Source organism: Bacillus sp. NEAU-CP5, from assembly GCF_026420705.1.
In the GTDB taxonomy this organism is placed as follows: domain Bacteria; phylum Bacillota; class Bacilli; order Bacillales; family Bacillaceae; genus Bacillus; species Bacillus velezensis.
In genome coordinates, this window is sequence record NZ_JAPMOV010000006.1 from 65,269 (window position 1) to 82,057 (window position 16,789).

General features: G+C 47.6%; 16 protein-coding genes. 14 read left to right on the top strand and 2 right to left on the bottom strand.

Annotated elements, in window-relative coordinates; genetic code table 11:
- The first annotated feature begins 4 nt into the window (after positions 1-4).
- From OTK50_RS17220 to OTK50_RS17230, 3 genes are all read left to right on the top strand, one after another.
- Complete coding sequence (locus OTK50_RS17220; RefSeq protein WP_266121979.1) at positions 5-754, top strand: IclR family transcriptional regulator; 750 nt, start codon at positions 5-7, stop codon at positions 752-754.
- Between the two features lie 64 nt (positions 755-818).
- On the top strand, positions 819-1,460 hold the full coding sequence (locus OTK50_RS17225) for a GDSL-type esterase/lipase family protein (protein WP_007609458.1): 642 nt from the start codon (positions 819-821) through the stop codon (positions 1,458-1,460).
- 195 nt (positions 1,461-1,655) lie between these two features.
- The gene (locus OTK50_RS17230; RefSeq protein ID WP_369719110.1) at positions 1,656-1,871 is read left to right on the top strand and encodes a YczI family protein; all 216 of its coding nucleotides are present in this window, start codon (positions 1,656-1,658) and stop codon (positions 1,869-1,871) included.
- Here OTK50_RS17230 and OTK50_RS17235 read toward each other — a convergent pair.
- The gene (locus OTK50_RS17235) at positions 1,842-2,162 is read right to left on the bottom strand and encodes an antibiotic biosynthesis monooxygenase family protein (RefSeq protein ID WP_003156282.1); all 321 of its coding nucleotides are present in this window, start codon (positions 2,160-2,162) and stop codon (positions 1,842-1,844) included. The genes OTK50_RS17230 and OTK50_RS17235 overlap by 30 nt on opposite strands.
- A 156-nt stretch (positions 2,163-2,318) precedes the next feature.
- On the opposite strand from OTK50_RS17235, the gene OTK50_RS17240 reads away from it, so the two are divergent.
- The 9 genes from OTK50_RS17240 (at position 2,319) to OTK50_RS17280 (ending at position 13,440) form a co-directional block, all read left to right on the top strand.
- Entirely contained in the window at positions 2,319-4,322 is a 2,004-nt protein-coding gene (locus tag OTK50_RS17240; protein ID WP_266121980.1) for a penicillin-binding transpeptidase domain-containing protein, read from the top strand.
- A 113-nt stretch (positions 4,323-4,435) separates the two neighbouring features.
- A complete protein-coding gene (locus tag OTK50_RS17245) occupies positions 4,436-5,338 on the top strand; it encodes an aldo/keto reductase (protein WP_266121981.1) in 903 nt (300 codons plus the stop codon).
- A 299-nt stretch (positions 5,339-5,637) separates the two neighbouring features.
- On the top strand, positions 5,638-7,722 hold the full coding sequence (locus OTK50_RS17250; RefSeq protein ID WP_038463616.1) for a BglG family transcription antiterminator: 2,085 nt from the start codon (positions 5,638-5,640) through the stop codon (positions 7,720-7,722).
- A 222-nt stretch (positions 7,723-7,944) separates the two neighbouring features.
- Entirely contained in the window at positions 7,945-9,459 is a 1,515-nt protein-coding gene (locus OTK50_RS17255) for a class I adenylate-forming enzyme family protein (RefSeq protein ID WP_266121982.1), read from the top strand.
- 158 nt (positions 9,460-9,617) lie between these two features.
- Entirely contained in the window at positions 9,618-10,478 is an 861-nt protein-coding gene (locus OTK50_RS17260) for an SDR family oxidoreductase (protein ID WP_266121983.1), read from the top strand.
- Positions 10,479-10,490: 12 nt separating this feature from the next.
- Complete coding sequence (locus OTK50_RS17265) at positions 10,491-10,994, top strand: D-lyxose/D-mannose family sugar isomerase (protein WP_266121984.1); 504 nt, start codon at positions 10,491-10,493, stop codon at positions 10,992-10,994.
- 87 nt (positions 10,995-11,081) lie between these two features.
- Positions 11,082-11,705: a GNAT family N-acetyltransferase gene (locus tag OTK50_RS17270; protein WP_022552606.1), complete on the top strand. Its 624-nt coding sequence runs from the start codon at positions 11,082-11,084 to the stop codon at positions 11,703-11,705.
- A 6-nt stretch (positions 11,706-11,711) separates the two neighbouring features.
- Entirely contained in the window at positions 11,712-12,134 is a 423-nt protein-coding gene (locus tag OTK50_RS17275; RefSeq protein WP_266121985.1) for a pyridoxamine 5'-phosphate oxidase family protein, read from the top strand.
- A 496-nt stretch (positions 12,135-12,630) separates the two neighbouring features.
- The gene (locus tag OTK50_RS17280; protein WP_044802632.1) at positions 12,631-13,440 is read left to right on the top strand and encodes a lipid II flippase Amj family protein; all 810 of its coding nucleotides are present in this window, start codon (positions 12,631-12,633) and stop codon (positions 13,438-13,440) included.
- 37 nt (positions 13,441-13,477) lie between these two features.
- Here the strand turns inward: OTK50_RS17280 and OTK50_RS17285 are convergent, their stop codons facing one another.
- Positions 13,478-13,768, bottom strand: a complete 291-nt coding sequence (locus tag OTK50_RS17285) for a DUF3817 domain-containing protein (RefSeq protein ID WP_003156265.1) — start codon at positions 13,766-13,768, stop codon at positions 13,478-13,480.
- A gap of 175 nt (positions 13,769-13,943) precedes the next feature.
- Here OTK50_RS17285 and OTK50_RS17290 point away from each other — a divergent pair, with 175 nt between their 5' ends.
- Entirely contained in the window at positions 13,944-14,378 is a 435-nt protein-coding gene (locus OTK50_RS17290; RefSeq protein ID WP_003156263.1) for an Lrp/AsnC family transcriptional regulator, read from the top strand.
- A gap of 63 nt (positions 14,379-14,441) precedes the next feature.
- Positions 14,442-16,628 (top strand): DNA topoisomerase III, encoded by a 2,187-nt coding sequence (locus OTK50_RS17295; protein ID WP_266121986.1) that lies wholly within the window; start codon positions 14,442-14,444, stop codon positions 16,626-16,628.
- Positions 16,629-16,789 lie beyond the last annotated feature (161 nt).

A 16,789-nucleotide genomic window follows, 5' to 3' on the forward strand; every position in this document is an offset into this window, starting at 1 on the left:
GACCATGGAAAACAAAAACAAAACCGTCATCAAATCAATGGAACTGCTTCATTTGTTTCTGACTGAACCGAGCCTGAGCTTAAATGAACTGGTTTTTCTATCGGAGATGCCGAAGACCTCGGTTCACCGGATGGCAAGCTCACTGGAGGAAACGGGGTTTCTCACCCGGGCGGCGGACGGCCGTTATCAGCTTGGTCTGATCTTTTTACAATTCGGCCAGCTCGTCTCTGAACGTCTGGATATCAGGAAAATAGCCAAACCGATTATGGAAGAGCTGTGCGGCGAAGTGGATGAGGCCGTTCAGCTGATCATGAGGGACGGGGATGAAGCTATTTACGTCGAAAAAATTGAAGGCACCCAAACCGTCCGCCTGTATACGGCAATCGGCCGCCGGTCGCCGCTGTACGCGGGAGCGTGCGCCAGAAGCATTCTATCGTTTCTGCCAAAAGAGGAGATTGACACATACATTCAGAAGACAAAGCTTGCCGCAATCGCCTCAGGCACGATGACGGATCGGGCTGAACTGCTTCAATCTATTGAAAGATCCTTACAATCAGGTTATACGATCAGCTATTCGGAATTAGAGGATTACACGGCGGCGATCGGAGCGCCGATTTTCAATCACGAAGGTAAGGTGGCTGCCGGAATCAGCATCGCCGGCTTCGAAGCCCGGTTTTCAAAGGACAGGCTGCCGTATTTAACCGAAAAGGTCAAAAACGCCGCACAGCATATTTCTGAGAAATTGGGTTATTGACCGAGCCAATTTTTCTTCACTCGCGTACATTACAATATCGATAGTAACGAGTGGAGGAAAGTAAATGGGACTTGTTTATACGGCGCTGGGGGATTCTTTGACGACGGGAAGGGGATCCGGGCCGTTTTCCGCCGGTTTTGTCCAGCGGTTCGGGCGCATGATGGCAGAAGATTTACAGACAAGAACCGACGTATCCATCTTTGCCAAATCAGGCCTTGAGACGGGAGAAATTCTCGGGCTTATGTCCTTGCCGTACATTCAGAGGCGGATTCAGGCTGCTGATATGATTACGATTACAGGCTGCGGCAACGATTTGATCGATTCGGTTCAGGCATATCAGCAAACATCGGACGCTTCGGTGTTCACCAGCGTGTCCAGTCACTGCCATGAGAACTTTGAAAAGATGATAGCCAAGATCGCTGCCTTAAAAGGGCCGCACCCGTCTCCTTATGAGATCCGCGTCTTTAATTTATACAATCCTTTCCCGGGCATCTCCATTGCAGAAAAATGGATATCCTCTTATAATGCGCACCTCAGCACACTCGCATCGGCGCCGCACGTCAAAATCGCCGACGTCCACAGCGCTTTCAAAGGAAAAATGAATGAATATCTCTCTCATGACCGCGTACACCCCAACAGCAAGGGATATGAAGTCATGGCATGCGTCCTGCGGGGGCTCGGATACGGTAGCCTCGCCCGCTCATAACCGCGTGCTCCTTTTCATCGGGAGCGCGCTTTTCGTGCTCCTTAAAACAAACTTAAAATTGTCCGACTTTCGTTCTATCCGCGCAAAAAATACGCTAGAATAATGGGGGATAAAGACAGAAATAGAATTGTGTTCAAAAAATGATAACAGAAAGGATGGATTGCTTTGCTGCGCGCCTTAAAACTGTCACTCGCGATGCTGATTATTATACTTGCGGCCGCCGCATTTACGTATGCGGAACATACCTCTGTCATACAGCCGGTTATGCTCGTGTTTCTCGGTGCGGTCATGTTCATTCAGGGGCTGGAGGAAAAACGGAAAGAAAACGACGGCTCCGGGAAATTCAATATCTATACCGCCGTTTTTGTATGGTCAATCTCCTTAATCGGTTTTACGCTTCACGCGATCTGAGTCTGATAGATCCTGAAAATGCTCCACAACGGGAAATGGTGAATAAAAACGGTGCAGTAAGGCTTTCCATTCCTGATATTCCGGCGATCCGCGAAAGCCTTTTGTATGATCTTCTAATGTCTCCCATTCCACAAGCAGCAAATATTTATGCGTCTTTTCCATACATTTGGACAAGGAATGGGACAGATAACCTTTCATGCCCGCGATAATCGGCTCCGCCCGGCGGAATGCCTCTTCGAATTCCCCCTCAAGACCTTCTTTTACATACAGCATGGCTGCTTCTCTGATCATCTGAAATTCCCCCTTTTTTTAATAGATACATTGTATAAGAACATGGCCCGTGACGGCAGGAAAAACAAAAAAATTTTAAACACTATGAGAAAAAAATCCTTGCCAGCCTGATTTGGTTTAGGAGAAAATAACAGTTGGAAGGCAGGGGAATAGACAGTGAAAAAAGGGTTATACCTATTACTTTTACTCGCAGGAATCATAGGTTTGATCGGCTGCTCGAAAACGGAATCGGCCGAAGACAGAATGAAAGATTTCGTAAAAGACTGGAACGGCGGTCATTACGATAAGATGTACCAAAGCCTCACCCAGGATGAAAAGAAAAAGCTATCCAAAAAGGATTTTGTAAAACGATATGAAACCATTTATGAACAAGCAGGGGTCAAAAATCTGAAAGTCACTGCCGAAAAACAGGACGAAGACGACAAGAAAAAAGATGACCTCCAGCACATCGATTATAAAGTCAGCATGGATACAAAAGCAGGGAAGGTCGCTTTTGAAAACACGGCCGTCCTGAAAAAAGAAAAAACAGACGATGGAGAATCATGGAACATCGACTGGAATCCTTCTTTTATTTTCAAACAGCTTTCCGATGACAAAACCGTGCAGATCGCAAATGAAGAACCGAAGCGCGGACAAATTTACGACAAAGACGGAAAAGGTCTCGCCGTGAATACCGAGGTGCCGGAAATCGGCATTATCCCTGGAAAACTCGGCAAGGATAAAGACAGCGTGATCAAAAAACTGTCTGAAAAACTGGACCTTTCTGAAGACGATATCAAAAGCAAACTGAACCAGGGCTGGGTAAAAGACGACTCCTATGTCCCGATTCAAAAAATCAGACCGGATGATGAAAGCAAGGTCAAAAGCCTGCTCGCATTAGACGGCGTGACGAAAACGAAAGTCAGCTCCCGCTACTATCCGTACGGCGAAAAAGCGGCCCATCTGACCGGCTATATTAAAACCATCACAGCGGAGCAGCTGAAAAAAGCGAAAGACGGCCAATACAGCGATACTTCCAAAATCGGCATTGCCGGCCTTGAGAATGTATATGAAGACAAGCTGCGCGGCACGACCGGCTGGAAAATTTACGTCCCGCAAACAGGTGAGGTCATTGCTGAAAAGAAAGCCGAAAGCGGGCAGGATATTCATGTAACGATTGACATGAAAACGCAGACGAAGCTGTATGATTCTATGAAAGATGACAGCGGAGCGGCAGTCGCCCTCGAACCGCAAACGGGAGAGACACTCGCGCTCGTCAGCGCACCGTCTTATGACCCGAACGGCTTTCTTTTCGGCTGGAGCGGCAAAGAATGGAAAAAGCTGAATGAAGATAAAAACAATCCGTTTTCAGCGAAATTCAACAAACTCTATGCGCCGGGATCAACGATTAAACCGATTGCCGCGGCAGTCGGCCTGACAAACGGCACATTGAAAGCGTCGGAAAAGAAAAAAATCACCGGAAAAGAGTGGCAGAAAGATTCGAGCTGGGGCGGTTACCATGTCACACGCGTATCAGAGCGCCTGAATGAAGTGGATCTCGAAAACGCGCTGATCACATCGGACAACATCTACTTTGCGCAAAATGCCATAGATGCCGGAGCGGACGCGTTTACAAAAGGATTAAAAACATTTGGCTTTGATGAAGAGATTCCGTACCAATTTCCGATTGAAAAGTCTTCAATCGCTAACGGCAAGCTTGATTCCGAGATCCTTCTCGGAGATACGGGCTACGGCCAGGGGCAGATGATGATGTCTCCGCTGCACTTAGCGGCTGACTATACCGCATTTGTAACAGACGGAAATCTTGTCAAACCGACATTGATCAAAGACGGAGAAAAAACGCCGCAAATCTGGCATAAGCAAGTGGTATCGAAAGCCAATGCCGAAGAAATCACGAAAGGGCTGAGAGGCGTCGTTGAAGATCCGCGCGGCTCTGCATATCAGCCGACCGTAAGCGGCATTACCGTAGCCGGAAAAACCGGTACAGCCGAGCTGAAAACGTCTAAAGAAGATAAAGACGGCAAAGAAAACGGCTGGTTTGTCGGTTACGATTATAAAAAGAAAGACCTTTTGATCGCGATGATGATTCAAGATGTCAAAAAACGCGGCGGAAGCCATTACGTCGTTGAAAAAGCGAAAAAGCAGTTTCAGAATCATTAATTGACGATTTTTGCGGGCTGAAAGGAAAATCGGCTGCCGAAGCAGAATGAAACAGCATGGGCAATTCCTGAAAACAGAGATACAAGAGGCTCTAAGAAAAAGGGGGATTTCACATGCAGCGTATTCAATTGGCTGAAGACCTGGAATTTTCAAGAGTGATACACGGGCTTTGGCGTCTGAACGAATGGAATGTTTCAGACGGAGAGCTGCTGCATCTGATTGAATGGTGCATCAGCCAAGGCATCACCACCTTCGACCATGCCGATATATACGGCGGTTATACGTGTGAAAAGCTCTTCGGCGGCGCTTTGTCCCTTTCGCCTTCAATAAGGGAGCGAATCGAAATCGTCACAAAATGCGGGATTGTCATTGAATCACCGGAACGGCCCGGAAACAAGTCGCATCATTATAATACATCGAAGTCTCACATTTTAGCGTCGGCGGAGCAGTCGCTTTTGAATCTGAATACGGATTATCTGGACGTGCTGCTCATTCACAGACCGGACCCGCTTATGGACCCGGAGGCTGTGGCTGAAGCGTTTCACGCGCTGAAAAGCTCGGGAAAGGTCAGATATTTCGGGGTGTCGAACTTTAAAGCGCACCAGTACAGAATGCTCGAATCCTATTTGGATGATCCGCTTATCACAAACCAAATTGAAATCTCGGCGTACGAGCTGGAAAATATTCATGACGGCACGCTGGATTTCTGTCAGGAAAAACGCATTCCGCCGATGGCGTGGTCACCGCTTGCGGGCGGGAGCGTCTTTACCGGACAATCAGATAAGGACGTCCGAATCCGTGCCGCGCTTCGTTCCGTACAGAAAGAAATCGGCGCCGCTTCCATTGACGAAGTCATGTACGCATGGCTGTTCACCCACCCGGCGGACATCATGCCGATTGTCGGCAGCGGAAAAGAGAACCGCATTTCCGCCGCGGTGCGTGCATCCGCGTACAAACTCAGCCATGATCAGTGGTTCCGGATTTATACCGGTGTCCAAGGCTGCGATATTCCATAAACAGAACAAACGCCCGGAAGGTATCTTCCGGGCGTTTGTTTATGTGGTGTGCAATGTCTAAAAACAAGTAAGGTCACTTTGAAGTATAGCCGTGCGGATCAAGAGTAACAAGCGTCATGGCATATTATCTGACACATTTTTCTTTTTCAATACTGTCACACGGCCCAGTGCCAAATTGCCATTTGAAAATGGTTGAATAATCATTGAAAGCGTTTTATATTATAACTTACACCACTTTCCCCGGCAGCACTCCCCATATGCCATACTTCTCACAACTAGAAAATCTGGAGGCGCGTTTCATGTATATGACAGCGAGAGAACAAAAATTAATGAAACATCTTTTACTGCAGAACCGGTACGAGACAGTGCATGAACTGGCGGAAGCTTTACAAGTCAGCACAAGAACCGTTCACCGCGAGTTAAAAACAATCAAACCGATGATGGAATCATTCGGTCTGGCACTTGATAAACAGCCCGGCAAAGGACTGAAAGCGGTAGGAAACCCGGAGGACAAACAAAAACTCCTGTCAGACCTGTCCTATGAACAGTATGAATACAGCGCTGAGGAGCGGAAACTTTTAATTCTATGTTCACTATTAGAGTCTCAAGAGCCGATTAAGCTCTACAGTCTGGCGAACGAACTGCAAGTGACAAACGCGACGATCAGCTATGACCTGGATGAGCTGGAGACTTGGATTGCGCCCTTCGGCTTGACGCTGATCCGAAAAAGGGGCTTCGGCATTCAGCTGACGGGGCCGGAAAATGCGAAACGGAAAATCGTCGGCAATCTCATCGTCAACCGCCTTGATATTCAAAGCTTTTTGGAAGCGGTTGAATTGAATATTAAAGGAAAACCGGACGATGCTGAAAAAATGTTCGGCGTCGTAAATAAAGCGGAACTTTTGAAAATGGACCGGCTCTTGATTCAGCTCAAGGAAAAAATCGCGATCGCCTTATCTGACAGCTCATACATGGCGCTTGCGGTTCATTTAACCTTTGCGATGGACAGGATCAGGCTAGGAGAAACCATCACGATGGAGGATTCGGAACTAAAAGCGCTGCAGCAGACGAAGGAGTACGGCTCTGCGCTGGAAATGGCGAAAGAGCTTGAAAAAGCGTTCGGCGTTTCAATTCCGGAAGCTGAGATCGGATATATCACCATTCATTTGCGGAGCGCCAACCGCAAATACAAAACGGAATTCAAACCGGAAGACATAGAGGTTGAAACGGCCTTGCAAACGAAGCAGCTGATCGGCTTCATTTCTGAAAAAATTAAAATTGATCTGACGGAAAACGGTTCTTTATACGACGGTTTAATCGCCCATCTGGAGCCTGCGATCAACCGGGTAAAAGAAAATATCGACATGTACAATCCGATGACTGAGCAAATTAAACGCGACTACTTTCTGCTGTACATGGCCGTAGAAGAAGGAATGGAAAAATTCTTTCCGGGGCTTCTTTTCTCTGATGATGAGATCGCTTTCATCGTTCTTCACTTCGGCTCCGCTCTGGAAATCAAACGGGAAGAAGCGAAGATCAAAGCGCTGATCGTCTGTTCAAGCGGCATCGGATCGTCCAAAATGCTCGCGTCCAGGCTGAAAAAAGAGCTTCCGGAAATCCGTTCCTTTGATATGTCTTCCCTCATCGAACTGAAGGATCGAGACATCACCGCGTATGACATGATCGTATCCACCGTTCCGATCCCGTATGAAAACATTGATTACGTCATGGTCAGTCCGCTTTTAAACGAAGAAGACGCTGATCAGGTCAAGCAGTACATCAAAAGAAAGATTCCGCTGATTCTTGACAAAAAAAGAAACGGTAAAAGAGAAGAGAAGCAGCCGGAGACGCCTGATATGCTGGAAGCGGCCGGCCGTATGGCGCATTACGCGGCGGTTATCCAAAGCGTGCTGCGGAACTTTTCGATCAAATCGATTGATTCAAACACGGAGTACGAACTGTTTTTAGATCATTTGTTTGCCATGCTGGAGCAAGAAGGATTGGTTCATAATGCCCGAAAAACCGCACAGTGCCTTGCTGAGCGTGAACGACAGGGCGGACTCGGCATTCCGGGAACGGCGATGGCCCTGTACCATCTCAAAAATGAAGAAATTGTCACGCCTTTTTTCAAAATTTATGATTTGACAGCTCCATGCAGTGTCAAAGGCATGGACGGAAATTCCCTGACCGTCGACCGCGCTTTGGTGATGATGGCGCCGGCTGATATGCCCGCTGAAGGGTCGGAAATACTAAGTGCGGTCAGTTCGGCCATCATCGAGTCTGAAGACAGTATAAAAGCCTTCCAGACGGAGGATGAAGCCGATTTATACAAACGTTTAAACAAGCTGTTTTATCATTTTATTCAGGAGAAAGGACAGCGGTAAACAGGAAGCGCACACCTCATGTGGGGTGTGTTTTTTTGTGCATGTATGAGGGTAAGGGGAAGGGAAGAAACTAAAAACACGGGACTATTGTATCATTCACCGATGGAATAGTTCTAAAACAAAATAGTTTTACAAGTTATATTTTTTGGTTTAAAATGGGTTGCGTGAGAAAGAAAATCTGACAGAGTTTTTTTGTGATTTATCATTATGGGAGATGAAAATATGGAGACATTACAGCATCTGATTCTGCATGACATTTCAAATAGCGAAGAGATCGAAGCTGTAAAAAGCGGTACGCATACCCTGACCTACGCGGAATATCGAAAACGAATCAACCAGCTTGCACAAGCGCTTCTTGATAAAGGAATAAAAAAAGGCGACAGAGTGGCGATGCTTTGCAAAAACGGCCACGCGGCATCCATTGTCATGTTTGCGGCACTCGAAATCGGCGCGGTTGTTGTGCCGGTCAGCTGGCAATTAACACCTTACGAAATGAAAGGCATTTTAGCTGCCTGTGAACCGAAAGCTGTTTTTTACGGCACTGAATTTAAAGAGATCATGGAAGAAGTGCTTCCTGCGCTTACATCTTCTCTTAAACTGAAGGTCGTAACAGGAACAGCTGCGGAGACAACGCCTGAGTTTGACGCTTTATTGACAGGCTCCGGCGAAACACCGGACGTCGAAACGGTGTCTGAAAACGATACGGCATTGCTGATGTTTACCTCAGGTACAACCGGCAATCCGAAACGCTGCATGATCACTCACGGCGGCATATACAACTACGTAAACGCGACATTGGCATACACGGGGAGAATGCAGCATGTCCGCTTCTTAGCATGCCATCCGAATTACCATACGAGCGCGATTATCTGCCAGATGGTCGGCACGATGAGCGGAACGACATTCATTATGACAGACAATCAGGACCCTGTGGAAAACCTGAAGCTCATCGAAAAAGAAAAAATTCAAACCATCATGGCGCTGCCAGTCTATTTCACATACCTGCTGAAAGCATGGGAAACGCATCAGACTGACATGTCTTCTATCGTTTATATGATGACGGGAGGAACAAAGGTGCCAAGCAGTCTGATCCAGCAGTATCTCGACATCGGCATTCCGCTCATGCACGGATACGGAAGCACGGAAGCGTGGGGCATCAGCTCTTGGAATCCGCAAATGGGAATGGATAAAGCCGCTTCCGCGGGTAAACCGATGGAAGAAGTGGACGTCCGCGTTGTAGATCCGGAAACAGGTGAATTCCTTCCGCAAGGTTCAATCGGAGAAGTCGTTGTGAAAAGTCCGTTTTTATTCAAAGGCTACGAAGGTAACGAAGAAGCGACACGAAAAGTGCTGAAAGACGGCTGGTTCCATACCGGCGATTCCGGCTATGTGGATGAAGACGGATTTATCTTTATCACCGGACGTTATAAAGATGTCATCATCTACGGCGGCGACAATATTTATCCCGACCAGATTGAAGAAGTCATTCAGCAAGTGCCGGGCATTCTCGAAACGGCGGTTGTCGGTATCCCTGATCCGCTCTACGGCGAAAAGCCGAAAGCGTTCATCGTGACAAACGGCAGAGAAGGTCTGACAGAAGAAGAAGTGACCCGATTCCTTCAAGAACGTCTTGCCGCCTTTAAAATTCCGGACATTGAGTTCGTCAGCGAACTTCCGAAAAACAACCTTGGAAAAGTGAGAAAAGACGTGCTCCGCAAACAAGCGGTCCGTTCATAATTGAAAACAAAAACCCGGCTGCCAGCCGGGTTTTTTTCTTGCGTTCCATGTGAAACATTTTTCTCCGAAAACGTTTTGAACTGTCTCAATCATGTTTATCCGGAGGACAGCCGAGGTAGACAAGAAATATGAGATCGAACAAGAAGGAGGAACTTGACATGGAAAACTATCCGAAGGAATTCCCGGCGGAATCACAAAATCGCCAGCCGGGCATTGAGAACGAAATGAATCCGGCGCCTGTTTTTGAATACAAAGAATATAAAGGCGCTGATAAATTAAAAGGGAAAACCGCACTTATCACAGGGGGCGACAGCGGTATCGGACGCGCCGTAGCGGTTGCTTACGCGAAGGAAGGCGCAAATGTCGCGATCGTCTATTTTGATGAACACGGTGATGCGGAAGATACAAAAAAACGAGTGGAAGAAGAAGGCGTAAAATGTCTGTTAATCCCCGGCGATGTCGGTGAGGAAGACTTTTGCAATGAAGCCGTTGAAAAAACGGTTGAAGAATTCGGGCGTCTTGATGTTCTCGTGAATAACGCCGCAGAACAGCATCCGAAAGAAAGCATTAAAGACATCACAAGCGAGCAGCTTCACAGAACCTTTAAAACAAACTTTTACTCACAATTTTATTTGACTAAAAAAGCGATTGATTACATGAAGCCGGGCAGCGCGATCATTAATACGACATCCATTAATCCTTACACAGGCAATCCGCAGCTGATTGACTACACGGCTACGAAAGGCGCGATTAACGGTTTTACGAGATCCATGGCGCAAGCGCTCGTCAACGACGGTATCCGTGTCAACGCCGTGGCGCCGGGACCGATCTGGACACCGCTTATTCCGGCGACATTCTCAGAAGAAACAGTCGCTTCCTTCGGTCAGACTACGCCGATGGGCCGGGCAGGCCAGCCTGTTGAACATGTCGGCTGCTATGTGCTCTTGGCCTCAGACGAATCATCTTATATGACCGGACAGACGCTGCATGTCAACGGCGGCAAATTTGTGACCACATAAGGGGGCTGAAGCATGACGATATCGAAACATGACGTGAATGCATACTATCAAAAAGCGGGAATCGTTCTGACTGATGATGAAATCGAAGACATTCAAATCATGGATTACGGCTTAGGCAAGCTTAAGGAAACCGGGCTTCAGCTGTTTATTTACGTGAATACCGACCGCTACTGTTCGAAAGAATTGGTGCTCTTCCCGCGCCAGACATGTCCCGAACACCGCCATCCGCCGGTCGGCAGCGAGAAGGGAAAACAAGAGACATTCCGCTGCCGCTGGGGGAAGGTGTTTCTCTACGTGGAAGGCGAAAAGGCAGAGAACCCAAGCGTCCTCCCGCCGGAAGAAGACAAGGAATACTACACCGTCTGGAATGAAATTGTGCTGGAACCGGGCGGACAATACACCATTCCGCCGGATACGAAGCATTGGTTCCAAGCGGGAGAAGAAGGGGCGGTCATTACGGAAATGTCATCGCCAAGCACGGATGATCACGACATTTTTACCGACCCGCGCATTTAAAGATGAGGCTGCACGCCTCATCTTTTTTTGTATGGAAAAAAATGAATTTACCTGTATAATGGCTAATAAAGGAAAGAAGGTGTGGTCGTGTTTTCCTGTCAAATCCGGGAACATCTGACGATCAGATTGCTTGCCAAAGAAGATACGGACGAATTGTATTCTGTTATGAAGCGAAATCAAAACCATCTCAGCGAATGGCTCAGCTGGGCGGAAGAACTGGCTGATATCGATACGTACCGCGATGTGATCATCCCCGAATGGCGCTATAAATACGCGGAAGAGAATGGGTTTGACGCCGGAATTTTTGTGAAGGGCCGGTTTTGCGGCATGATCAGCATCCATAATGCCGATCCAGTCAATCAAAAAGCAGAGATCGGCTACTGGCTGGATCGAGAGCATGAAGGATTCGGCATTATCACCGCAAGCTGCCGGGCGGTCATCACCCATGCATTTCAGGATCTCGGCCTGAACCGCATCATGATCAGCGCGGCTGAAAAAAACACGAAAAGCAGGGCGGTGGCGGAACGGCTCGGATTTCAGAAAGAAGGACTGACGAGAGAAGGCATTTTTGTACAGGGCGCCTATCATGACACGGTGACCTACAGCATGCTGAAGCGGGAATGGAGCGAAGATCGGCAGAAGAGCACATTTCTTGGTTTAAATGTCTCCCCAATGTGGAAAAGTAACAGCGGAGACGTTAAAAAGGAGTGATTCTTCATGAATCAAAATGAAATCAAAGAAAAAGTGCTTGAAGTACTGGATCATCATAAAGTCGGTTCGCTTGCGACGGTAGAGCAAGGCAAACCGCATTCACGCTACATGACATTTTTCCATTACGGCTTAACGATTTACACGCCGACGAGCAAAGACACTCATAAAGCGGAAGAAATTGAAAACAATCCGAATGTTCATATTCTGTTAGGGTATGACTGTGAAGGATTCGGTGACGCTTATGTGGAAGTGGCCGGAACCGCCAAACTGAACAACTCAGCAGATTTAAAAGAAAAGCTGTGGGATCCGAAACTGGAACGCTGGTTTGACGGAAAAGACGATCCGAACCTTGTGATTCTGGAAATTGAACCGAAGCAGATCAAGCTCATGAACGCGGGTGAAAAAACGCCGGCCGAGCTGGAACTTTAATAAATCATTTGATTATTCAGGGGCAATCTGTTATAATTAACTGCTAAGTGACAACATGCAAATAAAAAAGAAAGTAAACTTCTTTTTTCTGTTTTGATATAGAAGCTTCAGGCTTCAACGGACAGCTTGAAAAAAAGCTGAGCTTATTCTTTTCCTTCTGACATTCGCCCCTAACGAAGAGATGGAAAAAAGACTTTTTGTTTTACAATTCACACCGGCGCGGCTTCGGAGCCGCAGTGACGATTGAGAGGTAGGGCTTTCGTTGTCTTGTGTTCAAGAACTTCCATGGTGTTTACTTTCGAAGAATGATTCTGTCGGAACTGTTTATACGAATCACCCGCGGGCTAAGGCGGGCAACATATATTATTTATTTGCGTAAGAAAAGAATAAGACAAAACCGCACCGGGCATCCGGGCGGTTTTTTTATGTACCCGGCCGAAACCTCGCCGCAGTCTGCAGAGTCTAATCAGTAGAAAAGATTTGGAGGAATCATACATTGCACGTTATTACTTCACAAGTACTGTTTATCTTCTGTTTTCTGCTGCTGATACATTCGGTTGAAACGCTTGCCTATGCAACACGGCTTTCCGGCGCGAGAGTCGGATTTATCGCGTCAGCGCTGTCATTATTTAATGTCATGGTCATCGTGTCGCGCATGTCAAACATGGTTCAGCAGCCGTTTACCGGACATCTGATTGATGCCGCCGGATCAAATGGTCTGTCTCTTGTGGGCGCCCAGTTTCGATTTTTAATATTCGGCTCCACGGTCGGAACGATACTCGGCATCTGTCTTTTGCCGACATTCGTCGCGTTATTCACCCGGGCGATTATACACTTGGCGGACGGAGGAGGCTCCGTCATGCAGGTATTTAAAAAAGGATTTTCACTGAACGGGCTGAAGCATGCGCGTTCTTATATCAGACTGCCGTCAGTCTCCTATTTAAAGGGGCTTCAATTCCGAATGATCCCGAAACGCTTGTTTGTCATTAATATGGTCATTACGTCTATTTACACGATCGGTGTTCTGTCCGCTCTGTACGCCGGCCTTCTGGCGCCTGAGCACAGCACGACCGCCGTGATGGCATCAGGCTTAATCAACGGAGTTGCGACCATGCTGTTGGCTGTATTTGTTGACCCGAAAGTCTCCGTACTGGCAGACGATGTGGCGAAGGGTAAGCGCAGCTACGTCTCCTTAAAATGGACATCATTGACGATGGTGACATCAAGGGTGGCGGGGACGCTTCTCGCCCAGCTCGTATTCATCCCCGGCGCTTATTATATCGCCTGGGTGACGAAATGGATGTAACGCATGAAAAAAGCTCCTCTTCTGCAGAGGAGCTTTTTTATTGATAATTTCTCAGGCCGCGATCATAAATAAAATTACCGAACGGAATAAAGGCCGCGATAAAACCGGCGGCTGACCATTTCACATGCCATTTGACAGTAAACGCCGCATACGCCAGCACCGCCAGATAAATGATAAACAAACCGCCGTGAATGGAACCGGCAATGGTGACGGCGAGCGGATGATGAGCCCAATACTTCAGCGGCATCGCGATAAACAGCAGCACCAAAAGCGACATTCCTTCAATAAACCCCATCGTGCGAAGTCTGCCGATCGGCGTGTGTAACATACAGCTCCCTCCTGTCGGACATCTTTTTTCCTCTATACTATAAGCAAAGGGCAGTCCTAATATGACCATTTCGCGTCAGTTCCTAAAAAACCTTTATTAATTCAGCCTGTTGTTCTTGTCATTTTTCGGATTTCTCTTGATAATATAGCCAAAAGGGTAAGGAAGGACTACAGTCATGAAACTAGATAATGTTGATCTGAGCATCATCAAAGAGCTGCAGCGGGACAGCCGCCTGTCCATGCGGGAACTTGGCAGAAAAATCAAATTGTCAGCCCCGTCCGTTACAGAGCGTGTCAGACAGCTTGAATCTTTCGGCGTTATTAAGCGCTATACATTGGACATTGATCAAAAAAAGATCGGGCTTCCCGTCTCCTGCATTGTCGAAGCGACGGTGAAAAACGGAAAATACGATCAATTCAAAACCTACATTCAATCTATTCCCAACATTGAATTTTGTTTTCGGGTCGCCGGGGCGGCGTGTTATATGCTGAAGATTAACGCGGACAGCCTGGAAACGATCGAACACTTCATTAACCGCACCTCTCCGTATGCCCAAACCGTGACCCACGTCATTTTCTCAGAAATTGACACAAAAAACGTCCTCGATTAGAGAGAGCGTGAGGAAGTCTGTTATAATAACAGGATGATTGTGAAAGAAAGAGAAGTGAAAAGCATGTCAAAAACAGTTGTATTAGCTGAAAAACCTTCAGTCGGCCGGGACTTGGCCCGCGTGCTGAAGTGTCATAAAAAAGGAAACGGATATCTTGAAGGCGACCGCTACATCGTCACATGGGCGCTCGGACATCTGGTAACGCTCGCTGACCCTGAAGGATACGGCAAAGAATTTCAATCATGGCGGCTTGAGGATCTGCCGATTATTCCGGAGCCTTTAAAGCTCGTCGTCATTAAAAAAACAGGAAAACAGTTCAATGCGGTCAAAGCTCAGCTTGTCCGAAAAGACGTCAGCCAGATCGTAATCGCTACAGACGCAGGACGGGAAGGGGAGCTTGTGGCCCGCTGGATTATCGAAAAAGCAAACGTCCGCAAACCGATTAAGCGGCTGTGGATTTCCTCTGTGACGGATAAGGCGATTAAAGAAGGATTTCAAAAGCTCCGCAACGGCAAAGAGTACGAAAATCTGTATCATTCCGCGGTTGCCAGAGCGGAAGCGGATTGGATCGTCGGCATCAACGCGACCCGCGCGCTGACGACAAAATTTAACGCGCAGCTGTCATGCGGACGCGTCCAGACTCCGACACTGGCGATGATCGCCAAGCGTGAAGCGGACATTCAGGCGTTCAAACCCGTTCCTTATTACGGTCTCCGCGCGGCGGCTGAACAGATGACGCTGACATGGCAGGATAAAAAAACAAAGCAGACTAGAACATTCGATCAGACGGTGACCGGCCGTTTGGCAAAAGACCTGCAAGGAAAGCCGGCAGTCATTTCAGAATTGAAAAAAACGGCGAAGAAAAGCTTCGCACCCGGTCTTTACGACTTGACGGAATTGCAGCGGGACGCTCATAAGCGCTTCGGTTTCTCCGCAAAAGAAACGCTGTCCGTGCTTCAAAAGCTGTATGAACAGCATAAGCTTGTCACTTACCCGCGGACGGATTCCAGATTCCTTTCCGCAGACATCGTGCCGACTTTAAAAGACCGTTTAAACGGCATGGAAGTTAAGCCGTACGCGCAATACGTCAATCAAATACTGAAGCGGGGCGTCAAAGCGCATAAAGGATTCGTCAATGATGCGAAAGTATCGGATCACCATGCCATTATTCCGACAGAGGAGCCGCTGATCCTTTCAAGCCTCAGCGACAAAGAACGAAAGCTTTACGATCTGATCGCCAAACGTTTTCTCGCCGTGTTAATGCCGGCGTTCGAATACGAAGAAACAAAGGTCACAGCCGATATCGGCGGCGAAACATTTACCGCAAAAGGGAAAACGGTTCAATCGCCTGGTTGGAAAGCCGTGTATGATATGTACGAGGATGACGACGATCACGAGGAAGACAAAGACCAGACGCTCCCGGATCTTCAGCAGGGTCAGCGCCTCACTGTCTCATCATTGAAAGAAACGAGCGGACAGACGAAACCGCCGGCGCGCTTTAATGAAGGCACGCTGTTATCCGCAATGGAGAACCCAAGCGCCTTTATGCAGGGAGAAGAGAAGAACCTTGTGAAAACATTGGGTGAAACCGGCGGACTCGGAACAGTCGCCACCCGCGCTGATATCATTGAAAAACTGTTCAACAGTTTCTTAATCGAGAAAAAAGAAAAAGATATTTTCATCACGTCAAAAGGGAAGCAGCTCTTACAGCTCGTCCCGGAAGATTTAAAATCGCCGGCCTTAACCGCTGAGTGGGAGCAAAAGCTCTCCGCCATCGCAGCGGGCAAACTGAAATCCGCCGTGTTCATTAAAGACATGAAAACATATGCGGGCAAAACGGTGAAGGAAATCAAAAACAGCAGCCAGACTTTCAGACATGACAACATTTCAGGCACCGCCTGCCCTGATTGCGGCAAAATGATGCTTAAAGTCAACGGCAAACGCGGCACGATGCTCGTATGTCAGGATCGTGAGTGCGGCAGCCGGAAAACGCTGGCAAGAAAAACAAACGCCCGCTGCCCGAACTGTCATAAGAAAATGGAGCTTCGCGGCCAGGGTGAAGGCCAAACCTTCGCATGTGTATGCGGCCACCGGGAGAAACTGTCCGTCTTTGAAAAGCGCAAGGCGAAAGATAAATCCAGACGCGCATCCAAGCGGGACATCAACTCTTATATGAAAAGCCAAAACAAAGAGGAGCCGATGAACAATGCGCTGGCAGAACAGCTGAAAAAACTCGGCCTGGATAAATAGATCAGTGAAAGGCAGCATTTGTAAAGAAATGCTGCCTTTTGTTGTGTTTTTAACTGTAATGGGAATACGATCCAGACGAAGAGGGGAAAGGTGAGCAGGCGGCGCTCCCATTTAAAATTTTCCAATGTGAAAAAATGCTAGTATTCTTTTATCGTTTCCTA